This is a genomic window from Roseovarius sp., assembly GCF_030373445.1.
Classification (GTDB): domain Bacteria; phylum Pseudomonadota; class Alphaproteobacteria; order Rhodobacterales; family Rhodobacteraceae; genus Roseovarius.
Genome location: NZ_JAUCYU010000001.1, coordinates 538,849 through 563,584, shown reverse-complemented (window position 1 = coordinate 563,584; position 24,736 = coordinate 538,849). Strand labels below are relative to the sequence as shown.

Here is a 24,736-nt window from a genome sequence, read left to right as displayed (position 1 = left end):
CACGGTATGTTCCCGATCTATCATCACAACCCCGCGCATCTGTCGCATGACACCGAGGTTCTGGAATACGACGGCCCACGCATTCGCGTCGCATCCAGCCCGTTCTATCCCGGCGGCGGCGGCCAGCCTGCCGACCGGGGCACCGCGACCGTCGGCGGGCGCAGCACCGAGATCGCAGAGATCGGCATCGGCCATAGCCCCTGGCTGACCCTGGCGGAAGACCTTGGGGCAGAGCGCGAGGTGACGCTTGACGTCGACCCGGACTTCCGTCGCCTGATGAGCGAGCTGCATACCGCCACCCATATCCTCAACGCGCTGGTCTTCCGCGACTTCGACGGGGCGCTGGTGACCGGCGCACAGCTGGCAGGCGACGGGACGGCGCGGCTCGACTTCGACCTGCCGGGCGCCGACAACGACCGCCTGCGCGCGCTGGAGGGCGCAATTGCAGAGGTGCGGCGCCAGGCTCTACCTGTCCGCGCACTCTACGTCGACCGCGCCGAAGCTGAAGCGGAACCGGGACTGATCCGGTCGAAATCCGTGGCCCCGCCGCCGACCGAGGACGGCATGATCCGCGTGATCGAGATCGCGGGGCTGGACCGGCAGGCCTGCGGCGGAACGCATGTCACCGACACCGGCGCGATCCGCCCGGTGCGCGTCCTGAAGGTGGAAAACAAGGGTCGGCAGAACCGGCGCATCCGGATCGGGCTGATGTCCTGATGCGGCGAAAGGGGGGAGAGATGAGGCTGTTACGGGCCGCCGTGACCGCGGTCGACCGGCTGACCGCCGCCTGCGGAGAGGCGGTGAGTTGGCTTGTCCTGCTGGCCGTACTGGTGTCGGCCTACAACGCGCTTGTGCGCTTCCTCGGCAACGGTCTGCCGGACTGGCTGCCGTTGCCGCGGGCCTCGAACGGGCTGCTGGAACTGCAATGGTATCTTTTCGGAGCGGTCTTCATGCTGGCCGCGCCATGGGTGCTTCAGCGTGGCGAACATGTCCGGATCGACGTCCTTGCCGGACGCTTCTCGGACCGCGCCCGGTGGCGGATCGACCTTGCCGGGCACCTGATTGCGCTGCTGCCTTTCTGTCTGCTGATGCTATGGCTCTGCGCACCCTGGGCGCTCCGCTCGCTCCGGTCCGGAGAGGTGTCCGCCAGCGCGGGCGGCCTGCCCCTGTGGCCTGCCAAGATGCTGATCCTGGCCGGCTTCGCCCTGCTGACCCTGCAGGCGCTGGCGGAGCTCGTCCGCACCGTCCTCTCCCGCCCCGGAGCCGCGCGGACATGATCGAGCTTCTGACCCACAATCTGGCCCCGGTGATGTTCCTTTCGGTCATGGGCGCGCTGCTTCTGGGCTATCCCGTGGCGCTGACCCTGGCCGCGGGCGGGCTGATCTTCTTTGCCATCGGCGTCGGGCTGGGCGAGATATCGCCCGAGATCCACCTGTCATGGATACTCCTGCAGTCCCACCCCGAACGGATCTTCGGCATCATGTCGAACGAGACGTTGCTGGCGATCCCGTTCTTCACTTTCCTCGGCATGATCCTCGAACGCACCGGCATGGCAGAAGACCTGCTGGAAACGGCGGGCCAGATCTTTGGCCCCCTGCGCGGCGGCGTGGCCTATGCGGTGCTTTTCGTCGGGGCGTTGCTGGCGGCGACCACCGGAATCGTCGCTGCTTCGGTCATCGCCATGGGGCTGATCTCCCTGCCGGTGATGCTGCGCTACGGCTACCGGCCCGCCTTCGCCTCGGGGGTCATCGCCGCGTCTGGCACGCTGGCGCAGATCCTGCCGCCGTCGCTGGTGCTGATCGTGATGGCCGACCAGCTGGGCCAGTCCGTGGGCGCGATGTATCGCGGGGCGCTGGCGCCGTCTGCGCTGCTGATCGCGCTCTACGCCCTGGTGATCCTGGCTGTTTCACTGATCCGCCCGCACTGGCTTCCGGCCCTGCCGCCCGAGGCGCGCCGGTTTCGCGGCGGCCTGACCTCGCTGATCCTTGCCTTCGCCGCCGCAACGGCGCTCGGCATCGGGCTGCGGCATGTCCTGCCGGCCACGATGACACCCGAGCTTCGCCTCGTCACCGCCGGGGCCGCCGCCGTCGCCGCGCTGCTTGTCTATGCTGCCTTCGATCGAAGACTCGCGCGTCCGTGGCTCTCCCCCCTGGCGTTCGAGGCGATCCAGGTCCTGATCCCGCCGCTGACACTGATCTTTCTTGTGCTCGGAACCATCTTCCTCGGCATCGCGACACCGACCGAAGGCGGCGCCATGGGGGCCACGGGGGCTTTGTTTCTCGCGGCGCTGCGGCGCAAGCTGACGCTCAACCTGCTGCGCCATGCGCTGACCGCAACGGCGCGCCTGTCGGCCTTCGTGATGTTCATCCTGATCGGGGCGCGGGTCTTCGGGCTGACGTTCTACGGCATCGGCGGCAACGTCTGGATCGAACAACTGCTGCTCTCCCTGCCGGGGGAAACCACGGGTTTCCTGATCTTCGTCACGCTTCTTGTCTTTATCCTCGGCTGCTTCCTCGACTTCTTCGAAATCGCCTTCATCCTCGTGCCCTTGCTCGTCGGTCCCGCCAAGGCGCTCGGCATCGACCCGATCTGGTTCGGCATCATCCTCAGCCTGAACCTGCAGACCTCGTTCCTGACGCCGCCTTTCGGCTTTTCGCTGTTCTTCCTGCGCTCGGTCGCGCCGGCCAGGACAGGCAGCGAGGGTGTCTCGACCGCCGAAATCTATCGCGGCTCGCTTGTCTTCGTGGCGATCAACATGGCGGTGATCGCGGCGATCATCATCTGGCCCGGCATCGTCAGGCACATGCCCGACCCGCCCGCGCCGGTCAGCCCGGCCTCGATCCAGCTGCCCGAACTCTAGGCGTCAACCGGCGGCCAGACTGCGGGCGATGACCATGCGCTGCACATCGCTCGTGCCCTCGTAGATCTGGCAGACCCGAACATCGCGCCAGATTCGGCCGACGGGGTAATCCTCGACGTAGCCGTACCCGCCGAAGCACTGGATCGCGGCCGACGTGACCCGTTCCGCCATTTCCGACGCGAACAGTTTGGCCATCGACGCCGCCTGCAACGCCGGCTGCCCGGCATTCCGCAGGTCGGCGGCATGAAGAACCAGTTGACGAGCCGCCTCCACCTCGGTCGCCATGTCGGCAAGGCGAAACGCGACGGCCTGATGGTCGATCAGCTTTGATCCCATGCTGGTCCGTTCCTGCGAATAGGCCAGCGCGGCCCCCAGCGCCGCGCGTGCCATGCCGACCGCCTGCGCCCCGATCCCGATACGCCCGCCTTCGAGGTTCGAAAGCGCAATCCGGTACCCCTCGCCCTCAGTGCCCAACAACGCCTCCTGCGGCAACTCCATCCCTTCGAACACGATCTGCGCGGTGTCCGAAAGATGCTGTCCCAGCTTCCGCTCGACCGAGGCAACCCGGTATCCCGGCGTCGAGGTCGGAACGATAAACGCGGAAATGCCCCGCTTGTCCGCATCGGGATCGGTGACGGCAAAGACGATCGCGACGTCGGCATTGGCGCCCGAGGTGATGAACTGTTTCACCCCGTCCAGGACCCATCCCGTATTGGTCCGCCGCGCCCGTGTCCGCAGGGCCGAGGCGTCGGATCCGGCATGCGGTTCGGTCAGGCAGAAGGCGCCAAGTGCTTCGCCTCTGGCCATCGGCTCCAGCCATTCGGATTTCTGCGCTTCGGTCCCGTAGCGCAGGACCGGTACGCAGGCGACGGAATTGTGCACGGACATCACCGTGGACACCGCGCCGCATCCGGCTGCGACTTCTTCCAGTGCGAGCGCATAGGCGACATGGTCGGTTATTGCGCCGCCATGCTCCTCGGGGACCAGCATCCCCAGGAAACCAAGGGCGCCCATCTGACGAAACACGTCCTTCGGGAAAACCCGGTCGCGATCCCAATCTGCTGCCTTCGGGACAAGCTCGTCGCGTGCAAACCGCGAGGCCATGTCCCGCACAGCTAACTGTTCTTCGTTCGGCAGCATCCAGGGTCTCCATCGTTGCGTCCTTCCGGGTCTAAACTTCAAGCAGAGGCATGGATTGGATTTTCTTGATCGGTGTGAGGAGGGCGCGGTCCAATTTTTGCCAATACAGTGCCGGTCCTTGTTCGGTTCTCTCGCGGCAAGGGACCGGAGGCTGCCGTGCAACGACCAATAAAGATCGATCAAGTGACGGCCGCTTTGCGCGATCGCCTCAAGGAGCGGCTTTCCGCAAACCCGACCCTGCGCTCTCAGCATGCCAATACGGCATCGTGGGTGCCGCCCGAACCTCCTGATCTCGTGATCTTTCCGGAAACGGCCGAAGAGGTTGCGTTTGTTGTCAGTGTCTGCGGAGAACTGGGGGTCCCGATCATCCCGTTTGGCGCCGGCACGTCGGTCGAAGGGCAGGTCAATGCCCCGTTCGGTGGCGTTTGCCTGGACATGACGCGCATGAACCGCGTGCTGCGCATCGGCGCGCGCGATTTGGACTGTACAGTCGAACCTGGAATCACGCGTAAGGCATTGAATCTCGCCCTTCGTGATCAGGGACTTTTCTTTCCGATCGACCCGGGCGCGGACGCGACGCTCGGTGGCATGGCCTCGACCCGCGCCTCGGGCACGAACGCGGTCAGGTACGGTACGATGAAGGACAACGTGCTGGCCCTGGAAGCCGTGATGCCGGATGGCCGGATCATCCGCACCGCGAACCGCGCGAGAAAGACGGCAACCGGCTATGATCTGACCAGGCTGTTGGTCGGAGCAGAGGGGACACTTGGAATCATCACGAAGCTGACTTTGCGCCTGCACGGCATTCCCGAAGCGATTGCCGTTGCGAGATGCCATTTCCCGAGTATCGAGGCAGCCTGCGACGCTGCGATCGCGTCAATCCAATTTGGCCTCCCGCTCGCCAGGATGGAATTGATGGATGCACTGACAGTGGGCGCGATCAACGCCTACTCGGATACCGGACTGCCCGAGCAGCCGATTCTGCTGGTCGAGTTCCACGGTTCGCCCGCAAGCGTCGCCGAGCAACTGAAAAACTTTGAAGAGATCGTATCCGACTACGGCGCCACCGACCTTGTTTCGGTCGATGCGCCGGAGGAGTGCAACAAGCTTTGGCAGGCACGCCACGATGCATGGTGGGCCGCCCTCCGAATGCGGCCCGGTTGTCTCGCCTATACAACAGACGTCTGTGTTCCGCTGTCCAGACTTTCCGAGTGTGTCAGCCTTGCAGGGGCCGAGGCACAGCGCCTTGGCCTCTTGGCCCCGACAGTCGGGCATGTCGGGGACGGCAATTTCCATATGCTGGTATTGCTCGATCCCGACAGCACATCCGAGAAGAAGTTGGGCCTCGACTTTGCCAGTTGGTTGGCCAATCTCGCCATGAGCATGGATGGAACATGCACCGGAGAGCACGGGATCGGCCAAGGAAAACAAGATGCGCTTAGGCGCGAACTCGGCGACTCGACCGAGTATATGTCGGCGATCAAGGTCGCGTTGGATCCCTTGGGGATCATGAACCCAGGCAAGATCTTTTAGAGCACGCGCCTTCGAAAGGCAGGGGCGGAGGTTCGAATCCTCTCACTCCGACCATGTCCCGCCATCAGATCAGCCCCCTCTCGTCGAGCTCCTTGCGGATGGCGTCGCTGTCGGCGCCGCGCTCTGGCGGGGCGGCGGGGGTGGGCACGGCATCATCAAAGCGCGGGGCAGGGGCCGGTTGCAGGGTGCCTCCGGCCTCGGACCACGTGGCGCGGGCCTGCATGTGGGGATCCTGCGCCGCCGCCTCCGGCGACAGGACCGGCGCGACACAGGCGTCGGACCCCTCGAAAAGCGCGGCCCAGTGGGCCACGGGTTTCTCGGCAAAGATCGCGGCAAGGCGGGCGCATTGGCCGGGCCATTGCGCACGGTCATACTGCTCGGCGAAGGCCGGATCGTCTTTCAGCCCCATCAGCGACAGGAACTCGGCATGGAATTTCGGCTCGAGGCACTGCACGCTGAGCCATTCGCCGTCGGCACAGGCATAGGTCCGGCACCAATGCGCCCCGTCCAGCAGGCTCTGCCCCCGCTCGGTGACAGTGTTGCCCGACGGCGCCATCGACATCAGCAGCGCCATCATGTGGGCCGAGCCGTCGACGATGGCGGCATCGACCACCGTGCCCTGCCCGGTGCGCCCGGCATTGAGGATCCCCGCCAGAAGCCCAGCCACGAGGTAGAGCGCCCCGCCGCCCACGTCCCCCACCAGCGTCGGCGGCGTGACCGGCGCATCGCCCGGCGCGCCCGCGTACCACAGCGCGCCCGAGGTGGCGATGTAGTTGAGGTCATGCCCGGCAGTCATCGCGCGCGGCCCGCTCTGGCCCCAGCCGGTCATTCGACCATAGACAAGCTTCGGGTTGCTCTCCGCGAAGGTCTCGGGGCCGAGACCCAGCCGTTCCATCACCCCGGGGCGGAAGCCTTCGATCAGCGCATCGGCCGAGGTGATGAGCGCGCGGGCGGTCTCCAGGTCGGCCGCATCCTTCAGGTCGAGCGTGATGGAGCGTTTGCCCCGGTCGAGCAGGGAGGGTCCGCTGCCCGTGGGGTTGGTCGAGGCCGGGCGATGGATTACGATCACCTCCGCGCCCATGTCGGCCAGCATCATCCCCGCAAACGGGCCGGGGCCCAGCCCCTCGACCTCCACGATCCGAACGCCTTCCAGCATGTGCGCCTCCCACTTTCCCGGCAGAGGGTAGCGGAGGGCTGGGCAAGGGGGAATGCCCTTTCAACCAATGCCCCGCCACCCCCGTTGCGCACCACGCAACATCTCGTGGCACCCCCCATCGAACGCCACATAAACCCGGCCTCGCACCGTGAAAAACACCGACGTAATACCGACGTAATACCGACAAGATACCGACCTGGGCTTCTTCAGCGAAATCAAGGCATTAACCCTGATTCGCGGGCCAAGGCCGAACCGCCCCGGTCAGAACCGCCGGTGCAGCCGCTTCCGCGTCACCACGTACCGCTTCTTCTGCCGCTCCCGCAGGAACACGAACAGCCCCGCGCCCAGGATCAGCGCGATCCCGGCCATCACCACCGGCCCGGGAAACTCGCCCCACACCAGCCAGCCCCACAGGATCGCCAGCGGCAGGCCCGTATACTCGAACGGCGCAATCGTCGCGGCATCGGCAATCCGGTAGGCGGCGCTCAGGCAATAGCCCACGATGGCCGAGTTGACCCCCAGCGCCAGGAACAGCCACACGTCCTGACCTTCCGGCCAGACCCACGCCCTGAGCAGGAAAACAAGGCTCCCGTTCTCCACCCCGGCGGCAAAACGCCCGTCCCCCGCCACCAGCCAGAACAGCCCGCTGACGATGATGAACCCCACCTGGATATAGATCGCCATCGCCGAGGCCTTGGAACTCACCCCCAGCTTCCGCGTCAGCACCTGGTTCAGCGCATAGGCCAGCGCCGCGATGATCGGCAGCAGGTAGACCCACAGCGACACGTCGCGCGAGGCATCGCTTTCCCACGGCCGGGTCATGATGATCACGCCCACCAGCCCCACCACCACGGCGCCGATCCTGAGCGGCCCGACCTTCTCGCCCAGAAGCGGGATCGACAGCAGGGTGATCATCAGCGGCGCCACGAAGAACACCGCCGTCGCCTCCGCCAGCGGCAGCACGGCCAGCGCGGCGAAATAGGTCATGTTGGCGAAGATGATCATCAGGCAGCGCAGCGCATGCAGCCCCGGCGTGGCGGTGCGCAGAAGCGTCCAGCCACCCTCGAACTGCAGGATGACAAGGCTGAAGGCGATGCCGATGGCCGAGCGGCAGAACACCATCTGGTGCAACGGGTAGCCGCCGGAGAGGAACTTGATCAGCACGTCGTTCCCGGACAGCGCGACAATCGCCAGCAAGATGAATCCGATGCCCGCCGAAGGGTTTTGAAGCCGTGCTGTCCCTGACATGAGATGTCCTTTCCCAGATGCCGTAGCACGGGCGGGCAGGGCGCTCCATCCTCAATTGCGACATTCCGCCACATGGATGCGCGGCGCGCCCTTGGCCCCGCCCCGGCGCTGCGCTACGCTCGCCCCCGACAGCGTGACAGGAGGGAGCCGCCGCCATGAAGATGAGTGACGAAAAGCAGATCAGCGCCGACCGCGAAACCGTCTGGAACGCGCTGACCAGCCCCGACGTGCTTAAGGAATGCGTGCCCGGCGCCCAGGATGTCACCGGCTCGCCCGAGGAGGGGTTCGAGGCGACGGTCACCCAGAAGGTCGGCCCGGTGAAGGCGACCTTCAAGGGCACGGTGACCTTCTCGGAAATGGAGAAGCCCGAGAAGCTGACCCTGACGGGCGAGGGCAAGGGCGGGGCCGCGGGCTTCGCCAAGGGCAGCGCGGCAGTGCGCCTGACCGAGAACGAGGGCGGCACGCTTCTGTCCTACGATGTCGAGGCGAAAGTGGGCGGCAAGCTTGCCCAGCTCGGCAGCCGGATCGTCGACGGCTTCGCCAAGAAGATGGCCGACCAGTTCTTCACCCGTCTCGAAGAGGTGATCGAGGGTCCGAAGGACGAGGATGAAGAGGCCGAGGCCGAGAAGAAGGGCTGGCTGAAGCGGCTGATTTCCTGAGTTTTTCCATGCGTTTGGCGCCGGTACCGCTTTCTTGAAAAGAAAGCGGACCGAAATCATTTGAAGATTTCGGCTCCCCCCGCCTCAACCAATGAAAAGGGCGCCCCCGAAGGCGCGCCCCGATCCGTTACCGAACGCCGCCTCAGAACGACTGCGTCGTGTAATCCACCTCGTCGGGGTACAGCGTGTCCTCGATCGAGGTGCTGTGCACCCGCTTGAGGAACCCATCCTCGACCCGGCTGATATACTGGTGCCCGAACACTTGGTGGGTCTTGCCGTTGAACCGTTTCGCCCCCTGCGGATGCTCGTTCGATTCGGGCATGTCGGTCATCGCCTCCACCGCCTCGATCAGCGCGGGCCGGTCGTCGGGCCCCTTGTAATCGGCGGCTTCCATTCCGGCCTTCAGGATATGCAGCGTCTCCCAGCAGCCGAACATGTGGGCATAGGTCGACACGTCGCTCGCATCGCTGACCGACGCGCCGCGCTCGTCCACGCCCACCTTCTCGCGGAAGAACTTGTCGAACTCGGTCTGGTCCTCCTGCGCGTGGCGCGGGTTGCCCTCCCAGAAATAGGTGCCGTCGAGATATTCCAGCCCGGGGCTCGCCATGTCCACCGCCTCGAGGCTGTCGATGAAGCCGAACACCTCCGGCCGGCTCGGCCCGAAGAACTCGCCCAGCTCCTTCACGAAGGTCAGCACGGCGGGCCCCACCATCACGTGGTACAGAACTTCCGTTTCGCGCGGGATCTTGGGGAAATACTTGGTGAAGCTCGTCTCCGACGGCGGGATGGCGATATGCTCCAGCACCTCGCCGCCCTGTTCCTCGATCGCGGCGGTGAAGAAATCGCGGTGATCGTGGCCGAAGGCGAAGTCGGGGAAGACCATCGTGACCTTCTTGCCCAGGTTCTCCGACACGTAGGGCGCCATCGCCTGCACCTGGCTTTTCACGTCCGTGATGCCGGGCTGCAGCGTGTAGCGGTTGAGCATGCCGCTGGCCACGTGATGCCCTTCGGACACCACGAAGTAGGGCAGCTTCAGCTCGCCCGCCCGCGGGGCCGAGCCGATCACCACGTGCGAAAACAGCGTGCCGAATCCCACGTCACAGCCATGCTGGTTGGCGAATTTCTCCACCACCTCGGCGCCGCGCTTGGGGTCGGTGCCGTCATCCTCGGCGACGATCTCGATCATCCGGCCATTGATCCCGCCATTCTCGTTGATCAGCTTGGCGGCGGCTTGTGTGGTGCGGTCGTACCAGCGGCCATAGGCGGCGCCGATGCCGGTGCGGTGCACCTGGAAGCCCACCTTGATCGGCTCGGATGTCTGCGCCTCGGCGAACCGCGCCCAGAGCGGCAGGCTCGCCGCGCCGGCGGCACCCCCCGCCAGTGTCTTCAGCGCGCCGCGGCGCGTCGTGCCCTTGATGAGTTTGGTCATTGCAAGCTCTCCCTGTTTGGATTGACTCGATCCTGCGAAGGGTCAGGCCGTTTGTCCAGTGCCTTGCTGGGGTCAGAGGCCCCGCGGCGAGGCCAGCAGCCACAACCCGAACACCGTGTAGGCAACCATGAACGCCGCCAGCGGCGCCTGCCCCAGCACGGCGCGGCGGGTGCCGGGGGTGTCCTTCAGCGCCAGCGCATGGGCCAGCAGGATGGCGATCACGTGCCCCGCCACCACCACCCCGGCCTGCGTCAGCCAGATCAGCTTGACCGTGCCGGGCGTGTTGAAAAAGCCCGTGGTCACGTAGAACTCCGCCAGCCCCAGCAGGCTTGCGCCGTTCCCCAGCGGGTCGTTCAGCGCCTTCAGCACATACTGCCCGTCGACCAGCAGCGCGGTCAGGTAATGGGCCACGTGATAGGCCAGCGCGATCGGCAGGATCGACGGCGCGAAGAGACAGAAGGCCTGTTTCAGCGGCCGCTGCGTGCCCGCCAGCCGCTCCCCCAGCCACAGGCAACCGGCAAACGCCCCGATCAGGCCGAGGTTGCAAGCGATAAGCCCCGCCAGCGTCTGCACGATCACGGCCGACCGGCCGGGAAATTCCAGCGGGTTCACCCCCAGCACGCCCATCCACCAAAACGTCTCGTTCAGCCCGTCGAAACTGCCGGTGCCCAAAAGCACCAGCGTGAACACCGCCAGCGCCAGCGGCGGCGCCTTCAGCCGGATCACCTGCCACCCCGGCAGCCCCGCCGCCACCCGCCCCCTGTCACGACCCAGCACCGCCATCCGCGCATAGATTCGCATCAGCACCGTGATCCCCTCTGCCCGCACCATCCAGGCCGGCCCGAACAGCACCAGCCCCAGCAGGGCCACGTACCAGTAGGCCCCGGCATAGGCCGCCAGCCGCGCCGGATCGCTTGGCGCCGGATCGGCCAGCAGGAACCCGGCGAAGGCGAGGAAGATGACCACCGCCGGCCAATGCCCCAGCCAGCGCGGATAGCGCCACGGCGCCCGGGCCCCGGTCAGCCGCGCCAACACCGCCGCCGGCCCCGTCCACGGGTTCGTCCAGCGCCAGTGATTGCCGACCAGCCCCTGCACCGTGACCAGCCCGATCCACCACACCGTCCAGACGAAAAGCGGCATCGGGTTCACCGACGGATCCCGCGACCCGGTGAACCCCCGCCATACAAGAAAGGCCAGCAACACCGCCGCCAGGCAGGAGGTGACATGCCGGAACCGCGCGCTGGCGGGCCATAGCCGCACCGTGCGAAACACCGCCTCCGCCGCGCCCGGCGGCAACAGCGCCAGCAACACCACCGTCAGCCCGACACTCGCGCCCCCGGCGGCGATATAGACGTCCGTGGGAAGCAGCAGCACGAACCCCTGCTCCGAGGCATGCGCCAGCGCCGCCCCCGCCGACAGCGCCAAACCCGCAACGGCAGCGAGAAGCGCAAGCGAGGATTTGAGTATTTTAACCAAGAAGAAGCGCAGGTGCGTCCCGGCTTCTTCTGGCCCCAAATATCCCCGCCGGAGGCATCCCGTCACCTGCCCCAAGCGCGCCCGCCGATGGCTCATCTGCCGCTCTCCGCCTGCCTGTCCCGGGCGCCAGCGTCGGGCGTGGCGCGGGCCAAGTCAAGCGGCGCTAATGTCAGGGCTGCTCGCCCCGGCGCGCCAGCTCGTCGACCCGGCCCAGCGAAAGCAGGTGGATTTCCCGCGCCAGCCGCAGCGTCGGCTTGACGCAGAACAGGACCGAGCCCACCACGAAGAACCAGATCGCCGCCGTCTCGGTCTCCTTCCAGAAGAACAGCACCGAGCCTATCAGGAAACTCAACGCCGCGCTGAAATCGACGACCGTATGGGCGATCTCGTAGGCGGCATACAGACGTCGGCTGCGCTCGCTTCGCTGCCGGTTCTCATGTCTGAAAAGGGGCATGTGGCGACCTCCGGTTCCGGGACGTTCGCGGGATACCATAAACGCCCCGTTCCGTGTCGCAACCCGGCGGCGGCCTTGGCTCTCCGTCCCGGCCCCCGAGCCGGGACCTCGGCCCGTCAGAGGCCCCGGATCATGTCCGGGGCGGGCACTTGCCCGTAGGGTGGGTGAAACCCACCACTCCGGCCGCGTCTACCGCGACAACCCGCCATGCAGCGTCGGCACATCCAGGCTCGCAAACCCGTAATGCCGGAGCCACCGCAGGTCGGAGTCGAAGAACGCGCGCAGATCCGGGATGCCGTATTTCAGCATCGCCAGCCGGTCGATGCCGATACCGAAGGCGAAGCCCTGCCAGCGATCCGGGTCGATATTGCCGGCCTGCAGCACCTTGGGATGCACCATGCCCGACCCGAGGATCTCCATCCAGTCGTCGCCCTCGCCGATCTTCAGCGTGCCGCCTTCCCACGAGCAGCGGATATCCACCTCGGCCGAGGGTTCCGTGAAGGGGAAGTGCGAGGCGCGGAAGCGCAGCTCGACCGCATCGACCTCGAAGAACGCCTTCACGAACTCCTCGAGGCACCATTTCAGGTTCGCCATCGAGATATCGGTATCCACCGCCAGCCCCTCGACCTGGTGGAACATCGGCGTATGTGTCTGGTCGAAATCCGCGCGGTAGACGCGGCCCGGGCAGATCACACGTAGCGGCGCGCCCTGCAGCTCCATCGACCGAATCTGCACCGGCGAGGTATGGGTGCGCAGCACGTGCGGCGGGCGCTCGTCGCCCTCCGCCCGGTACATGTAGAACGTGTCCATCTCGGCCCGCGCCGGGTGGTGGCCGGGGATGTTGAGCGCGTCGAAATTATGCCAGTCGCTCTCGACCTGCGGCCCCTCGGCGACAGAGAAGCCCATGTCGGCGAAGATCGCCGTGACCTCTTCGGTCACCTGGCTGACCGGGTGGATCGTGCCGTTGCGCCGGGGCCGGCCGGGCAGGGTGACGTCCAGCCACTCGGTCTTCAGCCGCTCATCGAGCGCCGCATCGGCCAGCGCCGCCTTCTTGGCCGCAAGCGCGCTGTTGATCTCGTCCTTCAGCGCGTTCAGCTTCGGCCCGGCCTCCTGACGCTCCTCGGGCGTCATCTTGCCCAGCTCGCGCATCTTCAGGCTGACCTCGCCCTTCTTGCCGACGGCCTGTACGCGCAGGTCCTCCAGCGCGGCCTCGTCCTTGGCCCCGGAAATCAGGGAAATATACTTGTCGCGCAGATCGTCCATCGCCGGGCGCCCTCGGTTGTGCTGTCGGCTGTCCTGCTAGCCGGGCGGGGGCCCGAATGCAAGCGGTGGCGGGGCTTTCGCCCTATCGCAGCGCCTTGGCATAGTCTGCGGTAAAGGCCGCATATCCATCCGACGTCACCGCGTGGCGGCCTTCCATATGCCGGTGCAGCTCCGGCAGGCGGTGGAAGGGCACGTTGGGCAGGGTGTGATGCTCGACATGGTAGGGCATGTTCCACGCCAGGAACCGGATGATCCGGTTGGTATAGGTGGTGCGCGTGTTCTCGAACATGTTGGCGACAAAGGCGCAGCGCCCGTGCTCGGCCAGCAGGTAAAGCCGCAGGAACGGCTGGCCTACGAGACAGGGCAACAGCCACACCCAGAAAAGGAGCGGCGTGATCACAAGGCTCGCCAGCGCCAAAACATAGATCGCCAGCATCCACCGCGCCTCGGCCACCACGCGGGGACGGGCGCGCGCCGGGATATAGGGCCCCAGGTCGCGCCCCAGCGCATTGTTCACCGTCACCCCGAGCATCGCCCACCAGAAGGGCAGGCCCGAGACGTGGCGGACATACTGCCCCCAGGTCTCCGGCTTGCCGCCGGCGACAAGCTCGGGGTCCTTGTCGGGGATGTTGGTAAAGCGGTGATGGGCGAGGTGGAAATACCGGAACCATTCGAAGGGCTGACAGATCAGCAATCCGCAGATACGACCGACCCACTCGTTGACCCAGAGCGTCCGGAAGGGTGTCTTGTGCGTCGCCTCGTGCTCCAGCGTGAACAGGAAGCAGATCGCAATCCCCTGCGCCACCACCGCCATCGGCCAGAGCCACCAGCCCTGTGCGATCCACACCCCGAACAGCCCGATCAGCCCGAAATGCCCCGCCAAGTGGCGCAGGCCGGGGGCATCCTCGGTCGCGTTCAGGTCGGCCAGCACCTCGCGGGGAAGGGCGGCGGTGAATTGCTTGTGGTCCATGGGGCGCAGGATAATCTCGAAGCCCGGCCCGCGAAAGGGGCCGCGTTACTTCAGCAGCATCCAAGCGCCCATCGCGATCATCACCAGGTTCTCGGTCAGCGACACGAAGCCCAGCGGTACGTTGGAATTGCCGCCGACGCAGGCGCATTTCAGTTCGCGCTTGTCGACATAGACCGCCTTGAAGACCGACACGGCGCCCACCGTACCGATGAACAGCGCCACGGGCGCGGCCAGCCAGATCAGCGCCCCGGCGATCATCAGGATCCCCGCCAGCGCCTCGCCGAACGGGTAGAGATAGCCGTAGGGCACCCAGCGCCGGGCCAGCAGGTCGTAGTTGAGGAACATGGTGGAAAAGCTCTCCACGTCCTGCAGCTTCTGCACCGCCAGCAGGGTCATCGCGGTCGCGGCGAACCATTCCACCGTGCGGATGGCCAGAACCGTGCCCAGCGACGCCCACGCGATTGCCAGCGCCACCAGCGCGGAGATGGCGAAGATGGCGATCACGGGGGTGTAGGAGGTCTCGTCCCCCTTTGCCACGGAGTATCCCAGCCGCTCGCGCAGCTCCTCGTAGCCGCCGACCCGTTCGCCGCCGATATAGGTCTGCGGCGTGGTCTCGACCCCTTCACGCTCCATGAAGGCGTCCACCTCGTCGCGATTGGTCAGCAGGTGGTCGTCGACCTCATAGCCCGACCGCTTGAGCAGCCAGCGGGATTTCAGCCCGAACGGGCAGAGATGGTCCGGCATGTCCATCCGGTAAAGGCTGGCAGTGCGGGTATCGGCGGGGGCGGAGGTGTGGGCTGTGGCATCTGTCATCACATGTAGGAAACGTGCCACGCCCGCTTCGTGTTCCGGGCGTCACTCGATCCGGGTTACCCGCCACCTACTTTCACTTTTCCAAAAATACTCAAATCCCGCGGCCCGCCACGCGCGCGCCATCCACAACAGGCTCACCCCCGCACAAGAAAAAACGCCGCCGGCATCCCTGCCCGGCGGCGTTTCCTTATGTCCCTCGGTGCGACTGGCTTACCGTGCCAATGCGCTTTTTGCCTGCTCGACGATGGCGCCGAATGCCGCCGGCTCGTGCACGGCCAGGTCGGCGAGAACCTTGCGGTCCACCTCGACCCCGGCCAGGCTCAGGCCGTTGACGAAGCGCGAATAGGTCAGGCTTTCGTCATGCGCGCGCACTGCCGCGTTGATCCGCTGGATCCACAGCGCGCGGAAGTTGCGCTTGCGGTTCTTGCGGTCGCGGGTGGCGTACTGGTTGGCCTTGTCGACAGCCTGTGCCGCCACCTTGAAGGTGTTCTTGCGGCGGCCGTAATAGCCTTTCGCGGCGCTGGTGACTTTCTTGTGACGGGCGTGGGTAACGGTCCCACCTTTAACGCGTGCCATTGATCAGTTCTCCTTAGCGCGAATAGGGCATCATCGGCTTGATGATCTTCTCATCAGCCTTGCTCAGCGTGGTCGTGCCACGCGCGTCGCGGATGAACTTGTTGGTGCGTTTGATCATCCCGTGCTGCTTGCCAGCCTGGGCGCGGATCACCTTTCCGGTGCCGCTGATCTTGAACCGCTTCTTGCAGCTCGACTTGGTCTTCATCTTGGGCATTTCCGGCTCCTTCATTCGGTCGGTTGTTCTACGCGACTCGGCATGCCACTCCGGCCGGCCGCGCTGATGAGCGGGCGATATACGAAGTTCCCGCCCGATAAGCAAGGGGGAATCCGGGCGCTCAGCCGGCCTCGTGCAGGTGCCCGGCCTCTTCCCGCCGCTCCTCCAGCGCCTGCCGGATGATCTGCACCGAGGAGGTCAGGAACAGCCCCGCCATGATCCCGGCGACGATCAGGTCGGGCCAGCCGGTCGTCGTGCCCCAGACCCCCAGCGCGGCCAGCATCACCGCCACGTTGCCGATCGCGTCGTTGCGCGAACACAGCCACACTGAGCGCACGTTGGCGTCGCCGTCCTTGTACTGCATCAGCAGCAGCACGCTCGCCACGTTCGCGGCGAGCGCCATGAACCCCACGACGCCCATGATCCCGGCCTCCGGCACGCCCACCACGAACACCCGGTAGATGGTCGAACCCATCACCCACAGCCCCATCAGCAACAGGCTCACGCCCTTGGCCAGCGCCGCCGTCGTGCGCACCTGCACCGACGCACCGATCACCGCCAGCGAAATGCCGTAGGTCAGCGCATCGCCCAGGAAATCCAGCGCGTCCGCCTTCAGCGCCTGCGACTGCGCCATCTGCCCGGCGCCCATCTCGACGGCGAACATCGCCGCGTTGATGGCGATCACCGCCCAGAGCCTGCGTTTATAGGAGTCCGACACCCCGTCGAACTTCGCGTCATGTCCACAACAGCCTGCCATGGTGGTCCTCGTTGAAATTACGTTGAGCCCAACCTAATCTCTCTAGGAACTAGAGCTTCAAGAGGTCTTTTCATGTTTTCCATCGGAGAGCTGTCGCGCCGCACCGGGGTCAAGGTGCCCACAATCCGCTATTACGAGGAGATGGGCCTGATCGCCGCCGCCGGGCGCACATCCGGCAACCAGCGGCGTTATGGCCGCGACGAGCTGGAACAGCTGGGCTTCATCCGCCACGCCCGCGACCTCGGCTTTCCGCTCGGCGCCATCTCCTCGCTGATCGAGTTGCAGCGCCACCCCGACCGCACCTGCCAGGAAGCCTCGGATATCGCCCGGGCCCAGCTTGACGACGTGCGCCACAAGATCGCCCGCCTCAGGGCGCTGGAGACGGAGTTGGGCCGGATCGTCGATGGCTGCTCGGGAAGGGGCGCGCCGCAGGATTGCTACGTGCTGGCCTCGCTGTCGGACCACGACATGTGCAAGACAGAGCACGGCGCCGATCATTAGAACGGCGTCAGATGAACTCCGCCACCACCCGCACGAAGACCTCGGGGATTTCCTCGATCGTGTAGCCGCCCGGTTGTTCGCGGACCGCCCAGACGATCATGCAGCCCGCGATGATGGCGACGAGCGCCGCCACCCGTGGCGTGCGCCGGTCGGCAAAGGCGGCCAGCATCGACGGGATCGACAGGACCGCCAGAACGATACCGATGGCAAGCAACAGGTCGGGGTTCACGCGCGGTCCTTCCCTCTCTCGGGCCGCCACCGGCCCTTGGGCCAGATTACCCCGGATCGGTGGCGTAAATCAAACTTTCCTGACAGGGCGCCACCCGCAGGATGTTGGTGGTTCCAGGCACGTTGAACGGCACCCCGGCGGTCACCACGATCTGGTCGAGCGGCTGGGCATAGCCCTGCTCCCGCGCGGCCCGCGCGGCGTTCAGAACCGCCTGCTTGAACCGGTCGAGCTGTCCGGTCATGACACAGTTCACCCCCCATGTCAGCGCCAGCCGCCGGGCGGTACCGACAAGGTTTGTCATGGCGATGATCGGCACGCGCGGCCGCTCGCGGGCGGTCAGCAGGGCGGTGGTGCCCGACTGGCTGAAACAGCAGATGGCGACGATATCCGTGGCCTCGGCAATCTCGCGCGCGGCGGCGACGATGCCGTCGGCCACGCTCGTGCGGCTGATCACGCGAGAAGATTCGATGATCTGGGTATAAGTCGGGTCGTCCTCGACCTCGCGCGCCACGTTGTCCATCGTGGTGACCGCCTCCACCGGGTAGCTGCCCGCGGCGCTTTCCGCCGACAGCATCACCGCGTCGGTGCCTTCATAGATGGCGGCGGCCACGTCCGACACCTCGGCCCGGGTGGGCATCGGGCTCTCGATCATCGATTCGAGCATCTGGGTCGCCACGATCACCGGCTTGGCCTGCGCCCGGCACTTGCGCACCAGCCGCTTCTGGATCGGCGGCACGTTCTGCACCGGCAGCTCGACGCCAAGATCGCCCCTTGCCACCATGATCCCGTCAGAGACGGCAAGGATGTTGTCGAACCACTCCACCGCCGAGGGTTTCTCGATCTTCGACAGGATCGCGGCCCGGCCCTTCGCCAGCTCGCGCGCCTCCTCCACATCCGCCGCCCGCTGCACGAAGCTCAGCGCCAGCCAGTCGACGCCCAGCTCGCAGGCAAACTCGAGGTCTTCCCGGTCCTTCTCCGACAGCGCCGCCAGCGGCAGCACCACGTCCGGCACGTTCACCCCCTTGCGGTTGGAAATCGTGCCGCCGACCAGCACCTCGGTCTCGGCGAAGTCATTGCCGCACTCGGTCACCTTCAGCCGGATCTTCCCGTCATTGACCAGCAGCGTCGCGCCCGGCTCCAGCGCCTCGAAAATCTCCGGATGCGGCAGGCAGACGCGGCTTGCATCCCCCTCCGCCTCGTCGAGGTCCAGCCGGAAGGCGGCGCCGGGCTGCAGCTCCTCCTCGCCCTTCGCGAACTCCCCGACCCGCAGCTTCGGCCCCTGCAAATCGGCGAGGATGCCGATCGGACTGTCCAGCTCCTCCTCGATCTGCCGGATGATCCGGTGCTTCTCGCGGATGCTCTCATGGGTGCCGTGGCTCATGTTCAGCCGGAACACGTCGGCCCCGGCTTCATGCAGGGCGCGGATCATCTCGTAGGTCTCGGATGACGGGCCGAGCGTGGCGACGATCTTGACGTTGCGGTGGCGTCTCATGGGCGGGGTGGTCCTCCGGCTGCTCGTCCGCCCGATCATCATGGCGTGGCGTGGCGTGTCAATGGGCCTGTCGTGAATGACGGCAGGGTATACGTAAAGCTGTTATCGCTAACGGATTTACAGCCGGTTATTACCCAATTCACATCCCGGCGCAACTGTCCTAGACCGTGCGCAAAGGACATGACACCCCGATGACATACCACCCGTTCGAGATCGAAGGGGCTGACCGCCCTGCGCGTTGGCTCGTGACCTGCGACCATGCCGCCAATACCGTGCCGCCCTTCGTCAACGGCGGCACGCTGGGGCTGGCCGAGGGCGACATGATGCGCCACATCGCCTATGATGTGGGCGCATTGGGCATGGCGCGGGAAATGGCCCGACAGCTCGACGCGCCCTTCATCGCCACCAATTTCTCCCGCCTCGTGATCGACCCCAACCGGGGCGAGGATGACCCGACGCTGCTGATGAAGCTCTATGACGGCACGATCATCCCCGGCAACCGCCACGCCGGGCCCGAGGAGCTGGAGCTGCGCCTCAACCGCTGCTACCGGCCCTATCACACCGCGCTGGCGGAGCTGGCGGCGCGCCGGGCCGATACCGTCATCGTCTCGGTCCACAGTTTCACCCGCCAGCTTCAGGGCCGCCCGCCCCGGCCGTGGCACGTGGGCGTGCTCTACGCCGCCGACGAACGCCTCAGCCGCCCGCTGGCTAACCGCCTGCGGGAAGAGCCCGACCTCTGCATCGGCGAGAACGAACCCTATGGCGGGCACCTCCCCGGCGACGCCATCGCGCGGCACGCCATCGCCTACGAGCGGCCGAACGTCCTGTTGGAAGTCCGCAACGACCTGATCGAGCAAGAGGCCGACCAGGTCGCGTGGGGCAGGCGGCTCGCGCCCCTGCTGGAAGAGGCGGCGGAGACGGCGGGGGTGTAGACGGTTTCCGTGCCAATTCCGGGCACGCGCCGGGCCGAAGGTCGCAAAACCCGGCACAGGCGGCGCGCCTGCGATACGGCACATCCCTGAAAGCCGTTACCAGACCTCCACAACGCAACCCATTGTGCTAGGCTCCCGCTCATGGTTCGGCTTCTCTCAGGCGTCTGGGCGCTTCTGCTCGGGATCGTGTTCATCATGCTGGGCAACGGCATGCATTTCACACTGATCGGCCTGCGCGGCGGGATCGAGGGCTTCTCCGCCACCGAGCTTGCCATCGTCACCTCGGGTTATTTCCTCGGCTTTCTCTCCGGCGCCCGGCTCACGCCCCTGATGATCCAGCGGGTTGGCCATGTCCGCGTTTTCGCCGCGCTGGGCAGTTTCATGTCCGCGGGCCTCATCGCCTTTCCGCTGGTCACCGACCCCATCGCCTGGACGGTCTTGCGCCTGCTCGTGGGCTTCTGCATGTCGGGCGTCTACGTCACTGCCGAAAGCTGGCTCAACGATTCCACCACCAACGAAACCCGCGGATCGGTGCTGGCAGCCTACATGATCGCCCAGACCCTCGGGATCATCGGCGCGCAGGGGCTGCTGACCCTCGGCGACGCCGGCACCGCGACACTCTTCATCGGCGCCTCGATCCTCGTGTCTATCTCCTTCGGGCCGATCCTCCTGTCAGCCACCCCGGTGCCCGCGGCCAAGGTCGCCCGGCCGATGTCGCTGCGCCGTCTCTTCACAGGCTCGCCGCTGGGCACGGTGGGAATCTTCCTCCTGGGCGGGGTCTATGCCACGCAGTCGGGCATGGCCGCCGTGTTCGGCACCGAGATCGGCATGTCGGCCGACGCCATCGCGCTCCTGGTTGCCATGCTCTTCGGCGGGGCGCTGTTGTTGCAATACCCGATCGGCTGGCTGTCCGACCGGATGGACCGGCGCAAGCTGATCTTCGGCGCTGCCTGCCTCGGCGGCATCTCCTGCGGCCTGGGCTGGATGGCGGGCGGCAACCTTTGGTTCCTGATGGCCGCGGCCTTCTTCGCCGGGGGCGTGACCACGCCGCTCTACGCGCTCTTCCTCGCCTACACCAACGATTACCTCTCGGCCGAGGAGATGCCCTCGGCCTCCGGCGGGCTGGTCTTCACCTTCGGGCTGGGCGCCATCGCCGGGCCTTTGCTGGCGGGCTGGGCGATGGGGCGGTTTTCCCCCTCCGCTTTCTGGCTGGTCCTCGGCGCCACATTCGCCACCATCGCACTCTATGCCCTCTACCGGATGACCCAGCGTGCTGTGGCGCCCGCGGAGGAGACCGAAAGCTATCTCGGCGTGTTGCCCACGGCCTCGCCCGTGGCGGTCGAGGCCGCCGGGGCCTGGGCGGCCGAACAGGCGGAAAGCGAGAGGGAGGCGCAGGATCAAGACCGGCCGCAATCCACGGCGGATCGACCGTAACGCGCGGCCAGTCCCGGCCGTTTCCGGGGATCAGCCCGAGCGCAATATCTTCTCCATCGCCTTGCCCTTCGCCAGCTCGTCCACCAGCTTGTCCAAATACCGGATCTCGCGCATCAGCGGCTCTTCGATTTCCTCGACCCGCACGCCACAGATCACCCCCCTGATCTCCCCCCGCGCCGGGTTCATCGCCGGCGCATCGGCAAAGAACGCCTCGAAATCCCGCCCGTCCGCCAGAACCGCCTCCAACCCCGCCTGATCATACCCGGTCAGCCAGCGGATGATCTCGTCCACCTCCGCCTTCGTGCGCCCCTTCCGCTCGGCCTTGGCGACGTAATGCGGATAGACGCTCGCGAAACTCATCTTGTAAATCTTGTGCCCGGCCATCGACGCCTCCCAGTACGACTGACCCGGATCCTACCACATGCCGCCGCCCGGCACAGGCGAAGTTTCCGGTTGCACCCCGCACCCCCGCCCGCCTTTACTCGCCCAAGGAAGGAGACCGCCCATGCCCCATATCACCATCGAACATTCCAGGGGCCTCGAGGACAGCCACGACCTCCAGGCCCTCTGCGACACCCTGTGGGAGGCCTTCGCCGCCCACCCCTCCGTCACCGCGCCCGACACCGTCCGCACCCGCACCATCGCCGCCACCGCCTCGCGCATCGGGGTCGAACCACAGACCTTCGCCCACGCAACCCTCCTCCTGCTCCCCGGCCGGGACGAGGACACCCGCGCCGACCTCGCACAGCTCACCATGGACCACCTGCAGAAACACCTCCCCGACGTCGGCAGCCTCACCGTCCGGCTAAGCGACATTCACCAGCCCTACCTCAAGCGCATGTTGTAACCCGCCTTGTCAGCGCCGCGCCAATATCCCGACGTGTTCCACAAGCACCGCTGGACGGTTCTTCCCGAACCCGTGCAACGCGCGGTCTACGAGCTTGGCTCTGCCAGCCGCCGCGACCGGGTCGAGCCGGGGCAGATCGACACATACAGACAAGGCCTTGCCAACCTCACACCCGCGGCTGTGCCGCGCGGAGGCTACGAGATCAGGCGGCTTTACAAGCCGGACGAACCCTGGGTTCGTCCCGTGGATGAAATTCCCAACCAGGCGCCCCCTTGGTACCGCATCGGGCCCGGTGGCGGCGGCTCAGGTGACCGCCATCGCCTCACGCGGTACCCTGACCTTGGCTGGCTCTTCCTCTTCCACGGTGACGGCTTTCTCCGCCAGGAAGCGCTCGAAGCGCTCCCGGGCCCGCCGCGGTCGCCCTTCGAATTCGCCGCCATCTGCTATCGCCTGAACGACTGGGTCGAAAACGTCCGCCTCGCGGCAGAGGCCTATGCCGCCCGCGCCTTCCCCGAGACCGACCCGAACGTCATCGCCGGCGCCGCGCTCTTCCTGCTGGAGATGGAGCCGCACCTGCAACGCTGGTCCGACAGGGGGCAGGGCCTGATGCGTCACGCGCTTGCCCGCCCGGATGTCGCGGCCGCTCTTGCCGAGACACTGGAAACGGCCCTGACCGGCCGCCAGGGCTTTCTCCTGCAACAACTGCTTCGCGACCCGCCGCTAGACACCAGCCTGCACCGCCTCGCCTATCACGCCGCGCATCCGGGCGTGCGCCGCGTCGCCATGACGGCGCTGCTCACCGGCGAGGCCCGCTGGCTCACCGGCCACCGCTTCGAATGGACGGACAAGACGATGGGCCTTCGCAAGCCTGTCCCGACCCACGACACCCGTTCCCTCACCGTCGCCCGCGACCTCCCCGCGCTCCTCTCCGCGGCCGCCCATGACCGTTCTCCCAAGGTCCGGGAAGTGGCTGCCGACGGCTTGATTGCCCACCGGGAAAAGGCCACATCCCACATGGACGCCCTTGCCGCACACCTTGCAGAAGACACATCTCCCTCGGTAAGGTCGCGTGCCGCCTTCTACCTGAACCGCCGATAAGGAGACCATCATGGACGACCAGACCCGCATCGAGCTCGAGGCCGCCGCCTTCCGCACCCTGCGCGAGCACCTGATGGAAAAGCGCACCGACGTGCAGAATATCGACATGATGAACCTCGCCGGGTTCTGCCGGAATTGCCTGTCCCGCTGGTACCAGGAGGCCGCCAACGAGCGCGGCATAGAAATGGGCAAGGAAGAGGCGCGCGAGATCTTCTACGGCATGACGATGGACGAGTGGAAAGCCAACTACCAGACCGATGCCTCGCCCGAGAAGCAGGACGCCTTCAAGACCGCCTTCGCCGAGAACGTGGGCGACAAGGGCTGAGGTGCCGGCCTCCGACACGCTCAACCTCGTCGGCCGCGTGCTGATCGCGCTGCTGTTCCTCGGCGGCGCGGTTCAGAAGGTGGGCGACCCCTCGCAGGTGATGGGGATGATCACCGGCATCGGCCTGCCGGGCTGGCTGGTTTGGCCGGTTGCCGCGTTCAATATCGCCGCCGGCCTCTGCCTCGTTCTGGGGCCGTACGTCCGCGGCTGGGCGCTGGTCCTCGCCGCCTACTGCATCTTCACCAGCTACTTTCACTGGCAGCTCCGCGCCGACCCGTGGCAGGTGACGATCATGGTCAAGAACATCGCCATCGCCGGCGGCCTGCTGATCCTCGCGGCACAGGGGCCGGGGCGGTACACCCTGTTCGGCCCCAGGAACGGCTAGGCAGCGGCACCTTCGCGGACCTCAAGGCGCAGACCCGCGCAAGGATCAGCCACCTTCGGCCACCCCCCCTTTCCGGACCGCCCTTTGCCTCCCTATATCCGTAGGGTTCCCACCCTTTCCGGAAAGATCGACCCGATGATCGAGATAGACCACACCGACGACCACGGAATCCTCGAGATCCGCATGACCCCGCCCGTCACCGACGCCGACTATACCGACACCCTGATCCCCGCCATCGACGCGGCCATCGCCCGGAACGAACGGGTGCGCATCCTCGCCATCGTCGAGGCCGGGTTCTCCGACTTCACCCTCGGCGCCATGCTGAAGGACGCCCGCACCGGCCTCAAGCACTGGCGCGGCTTCGACCGGGCGGCGCTGGTCACCGACAACACGGCCATGCGCAACGCCGTCGGCGCCTTTTCCGTCTTCCTGCCCTGCCCGGTGGGCAAGTTCGCCATGTCCGAGCTGGAAGAGGCCCGCCGCTGGCTGCGCGAAAGCCTCGGCACCATCCAGCAGCAGGAGATCGGCGACGGCATCCTCCATCTCAGCCTGCGGGGCAAGCTGGATGGCGAGGCCTATGCCAACGACCTCGAAGACCTCAACCGCTACATGGCTCAGCACGAAAAACTGCGCCTGCTGATCGACCTGCGCGATTTCGACGGCTGGCAGGGCCTCGGCGCGCTGAAGGACCATTTCGACCTCGTCCGCGGCCATGCCTCCCGCGTGGAGCGGGCGGCGATCGTCGGCAATGCCGGCTGGCAGGAAATGGCCGTGGGCATCGGCAAGCGCGCCTTCGGTTTCGACGCCCGCCATTTCGACGGATCGGAGTTCGACAAGGCGAACGACTGGCTCGCCTCCTGAGCCCTTCCCCCGGGGCCGCTTCACGCGAGGGCAGGCGGCCCCGCAGGAACCTGACCTGCCCGGCATCCGTTGGTCTCGTGACAC

28 protein-coding genes are annotated in these 24,736 nt (G+C 66.3%); 13 read left to right on the top strand and 15 right to left on the bottom strand.

Annotation, left to right across the window (positions count from 1 at the left end; all coding sequences use genetic code 11):
• The first annotated feature begins 6 nt into the window (after window positions 1-6).
• The 3 genes from QUV18_RS02620 to QUV18_RS02610 are packed head-to-tail and all read left to right on the top strand — an operon-like array spanning window position 7 to window position 2,860.
• A complete protein-coding gene (locus QUV18_RS02620) occupies window positions 7-717 on the top strand; it encodes an alanyl-tRNA editing protein (RefSeq protein WP_300891804.1) in 711 nt (236 codons plus the stop codon).
• A gap of 20 nt (window positions 718-737) precedes the next feature.
• A complete protein-coding gene (locus QUV18_RS02615) occupies window positions 738-1,277 on the top strand; it encodes a TRAP transporter small permease subunit (protein ID WP_300891802.1) in 540 nt (179 codons plus the stop codon).
• Window positions 1,274-2,860 (top strand): TRAP transporter large permease subunit, encoded by a 1,587-nt coding sequence (locus tag QUV18_RS02610; protein ID WP_300891800.1) that lies wholly within the window; start codon window positions 1,274-1,276, stop codon window positions 2,858-2,860. The genes QUV18_RS02615 and QUV18_RS02610 overlap by 4 nt, the downstream gene beginning before the upstream one ends.
• Window positions 2,861-2,863: 3 nt before the next feature.
• Here QUV18_RS02610 and QUV18_RS02605 read toward each other — a convergent pair whose 3' ends face one another.
• On the bottom strand, window positions 2,864-4,000 hold the full coding sequence (locus tag QUV18_RS02605; RefSeq protein WP_300891798.1) for an acyl-CoA dehydrogenase family protein: 1,137 nt from the start codon (window positions 3,998-4,000) through the stop codon (window positions 2,864-2,866).
• Between the two features lie 195 nt (window positions 4,001-4,195).
• Here QUV18_RS02605 and QUV18_RS02600 point away from each other — a divergent pair, with 195 nt between their 5' ends.
• A complete protein-coding gene (locus tag QUV18_RS02600; protein ID WP_300892040.1) occupies window positions 4,196-5,533 on the top strand; it encodes an FAD-linked oxidase C-terminal domain-containing protein in 1,338 nt (445 codons plus the stop codon).
• 64 nt (window positions 5,534-5,597) lie between these two features.
• Here QUV18_RS02600 and QUV18_RS02595 read toward each other — a convergent pair whose 3' ends face one another.
• Together QUV18_RS02595 and QUV18_RS02590 are read right to left on the bottom strand one after the other, a co-directional pair.
• The gene (locus QUV18_RS02595) at window positions 5,598-6,689 is read right to left on the bottom strand and encodes a CaiB/BaiF CoA-transferase family protein (RefSeq protein ID WP_300891796.1); all 1,092 of its coding nucleotides are present in this window, start codon (window positions 6,687-6,689) and stop codon (window positions 5,598-5,600) included.
• Window positions 6,690-6,950: 261 nt separating this feature from the next.
• Window positions 6,951-7,937, bottom strand: coding sequence for a DMT family transporter (locus QUV18_RS02590; protein ID WP_300891794.1), 987 nt, complete (start codon window positions 7,935-7,937; stop codon window positions 6,951-6,953).
• Between the two features lie 155 nt (window positions 7,938-8,092).
• On the opposite strand from QUV18_RS02590, the gene QUV18_RS02585 reads away from it, so the two are divergent.
• Entirely contained in the window at window positions 8,093-8,596 is a 504-nt protein-coding gene (locus tag QUV18_RS02585) for a CoxG family protein (RefSeq protein ID WP_300891792.1), read from the top strand.
• Between the two features lie 142 nt (window positions 8,597-8,738).
• Here the strand turns inward: QUV18_RS02585 and QUV18_RS02580 are convergent, their stop codons facing one another.
• The 9 genes from QUV18_RS02580 to QUV18_RS02540 form a co-directional block, all read right to left on the bottom strand.
• Window positions 8,739-10,025 (bottom strand): ABC transporter substrate-binding protein, encoded by a 1,287-nt coding sequence (locus QUV18_RS02580; RefSeq protein WP_300891790.1) that lies wholly within the window; start codon window positions 10,023-10,025, stop codon window positions 8,739-8,741.
• Between the two features lie 72 nt (window positions 10,026-10,097).
• Window positions 10,098-11,501, bottom strand: a complete 1,404-nt coding sequence (locus tag QUV18_RS02575) for a hypothetical protein (protein WP_300891788.1) — start codon at window positions 11,499-11,501, stop codon at window positions 10,098-10,100.
• 169 nt (window positions 11,502-11,670) lie between these two features.
• Entirely contained in the window at window positions 11,671-11,955 is a 285-nt protein-coding gene (locus tag QUV18_RS02570) for a YrhK family protein (protein ID WP_300891786.1), read from the bottom strand.
• 189 nt (window positions 11,956-12,144) lie between these two features.
• Window positions 12,145-13,218 carry a phenylalanine--tRNA ligase subunit alpha gene (pheS, locus tag QUV18_RS02565; protein WP_300891785.1) on the bottom strand — a complete coding sequence of 358 codons (1,074 nt, stop codon included), beginning with the start codon at window positions 13,216-13,218 and terminating at the stop codon, window positions 12,145-12,147.
• Window positions 13,219-13,300: 82 nt separating this feature from the next.
• Window positions 13,301-14,188 carry a fatty acid desaturase family protein gene (locus QUV18_RS02560; RefSeq protein ID WP_300891783.1) on the bottom strand — a complete coding sequence of 296 codons (888 nt, stop codon included), beginning with the start codon at window positions 14,186-14,188 and terminating at the stop codon, window positions 13,301-13,303.
• A gap of 45 nt (window positions 14,189-14,233) precedes the next feature.
• Window positions 14,234-15,001 (bottom strand): MauE/DoxX family redox-associated membrane protein, encoded by a 768-nt coding sequence (locus QUV18_RS02555; RefSeq protein ID WP_300891782.1) that lies wholly within the window; start codon window positions 14,999-15,001, stop codon window positions 14,234-14,236.
• A gap of 210 nt (window positions 15,002-15,211) precedes the next feature.
• The gene (rplT, locus tag QUV18_RS02550; RefSeq protein ID WP_300891780.1) at window positions 15,212-15,577 is read right to left on the bottom strand and encodes a 50S ribosomal protein L20; all 366 of its coding nucleotides are present in this window, start codon (window positions 15,575-15,577) and stop codon (window positions 15,212-15,214) included.
• A gap of 13 nt (window positions 15,578-15,590) precedes the next feature.
• Window positions 15,591-15,791, bottom strand: coding sequence for a 50S ribosomal protein L35 (rpmI, locus tag QUV18_RS02545; RefSeq protein ID WP_300891778.1), 201 nt, complete (start codon window positions 15,789-15,791; stop codon window positions 15,591-15,593).
• Window positions 15,792-15,912: 121 nt separating this feature from the next.
• On the bottom strand, window positions 15,913-16,548 hold the full coding sequence (locus QUV18_RS02540) for a cation transporter (protein WP_300891776.1): 636 nt from the start codon (window positions 16,546-16,548) through the stop codon (window positions 15,913-15,915).
• Window positions 16,549-16,620: 72 nt separating this feature from the next.
• On the opposite strand from QUV18_RS02540, the gene QUV18_RS02535 reads away from it, so the two are divergent.
• Window positions 16,621-17,049 (top strand): helix-turn-helix domain-containing protein, encoded by a 429-nt coding sequence (locus QUV18_RS02535; RefSeq protein ID WP_300891775.1) that lies wholly within the window; start codon window positions 16,621-16,623, stop codon window positions 17,047-17,049.
• Between the two features lie 7 nt (window positions 17,050-17,056).
• On the opposite strand, the gene QUV18_RS02530 is transcribed toward QUV18_RS02535, so the two are convergent.
• Window positions 17,057-17,278 carry a hypothetical protein gene (locus QUV18_RS02530; protein ID WP_300891773.1) on the bottom strand — a complete coding sequence of 74 codons (222 nt, stop codon included), beginning with the start codon at window positions 17,276-17,278 and terminating at the stop codon, window positions 17,057-17,059.
• Window positions 17,279-17,324: 46 nt separating this feature from the next.
• Window positions 17,325-18,770 carry a pyruvate kinase gene (gene pyk, locus QUV18_RS02525; RefSeq protein ID WP_300891771.1) on the bottom strand — a complete coding sequence of 482 codons (1,446 nt, stop codon included), beginning with the start codon at window positions 18,768-18,770 and terminating at the stop codon, window positions 17,325-17,327.
• A 191-nt stretch (window positions 18,771-18,961) separates the two neighbouring features.
• On the opposite strand from pyk, the gene QUV18_RS02520 reads away from it, so the two are divergent.
• On the top strand, window positions 18,962-19,702 hold the full coding sequence (locus QUV18_RS02520; protein ID WP_300891769.1) for an N-formylglutamate amidohydrolase: 741 nt from the start codon (window positions 18,962-18,964) through the stop codon (window positions 19,700-19,702).
• Between the two features lie 141 nt (window positions 19,703-19,843).
• Window positions 19,844-21,136, top strand: coding sequence for an MFS transporter (locus QUV18_RS02515; RefSeq protein WP_300891767.1), 1,293 nt, complete (start codon window positions 19,844-19,846; stop codon window positions 21,134-21,136).
• A 30-nt stretch (window positions 21,137-21,166) separates the two neighbouring features.
• Here QUV18_RS02515 and QUV18_RS02510 read toward each other — a convergent pair whose 3' ends face one another.
• Window positions 21,167-21,496: a DUF2200 domain-containing protein gene (locus QUV18_RS02510; protein ID WP_366914613.1), complete on the bottom strand. Its 330-nt coding sequence runs from the start codon at window positions 21,494-21,496 to the stop codon at window positions 21,167-21,169.
• A 145-nt stretch (window positions 21,497-21,641) separates the two neighbouring features.
• On the opposite strand from QUV18_RS02510, the gene QUV18_RS02505 reads away from it, so the two are divergent.
• From QUV18_RS02505 to QUV18_RS02485, 5 genes are all read left to right on the top strand, one after another.
• Window positions 21,642-21,983, top strand: a complete 342-nt coding sequence (locus QUV18_RS02505) for a 5-carboxymethyl-2-hydroxymuconate isomerase (protein WP_300891762.1) — start codon at window positions 21,642-21,644, stop codon at window positions 21,981-21,983.
• Between the two features lie 6 nt (window positions 21,984-21,989).
• Complete coding sequence (locus QUV18_RS02500) at window positions 21,990-23,081, top strand: hypothetical protein (RefSeq protein ID WP_300891760.1); 1,092 nt, start codon at window positions 21,990-21,992, stop codon at window positions 23,079-23,081.
• Window positions 23,082-23,091: 10 nt separating this feature from the next.
• Window positions 23,092-23,406, top strand: a complete 315-nt coding sequence (locus QUV18_RS02495; RefSeq protein WP_300891758.1) for a DUF1244 domain-containing protein — start codon at window positions 23,092-23,094, stop codon at window positions 23,404-23,406.
• 1 nt (window position 23,407) lies between these two features.
• Window positions 23,408-23,791 (top strand): DoxX family protein, encoded by a 384-nt coding sequence (locus QUV18_RS02490; protein ID WP_300891756.1) that lies wholly within the window; start codon window positions 23,408-23,410, stop codon window positions 23,789-23,791.
• Between the two features lie 135 nt (window positions 23,792-23,926).
• Entirely contained in the window at window positions 23,927-24,652 is a 726-nt protein-coding gene (locus tag QUV18_RS02485) for an STAS/SEC14 domain-containing protein (RefSeq protein WP_300891755.1), read from the top strand.
• Window positions 24,653-24,736 lie beyond the last annotated feature (84 nt).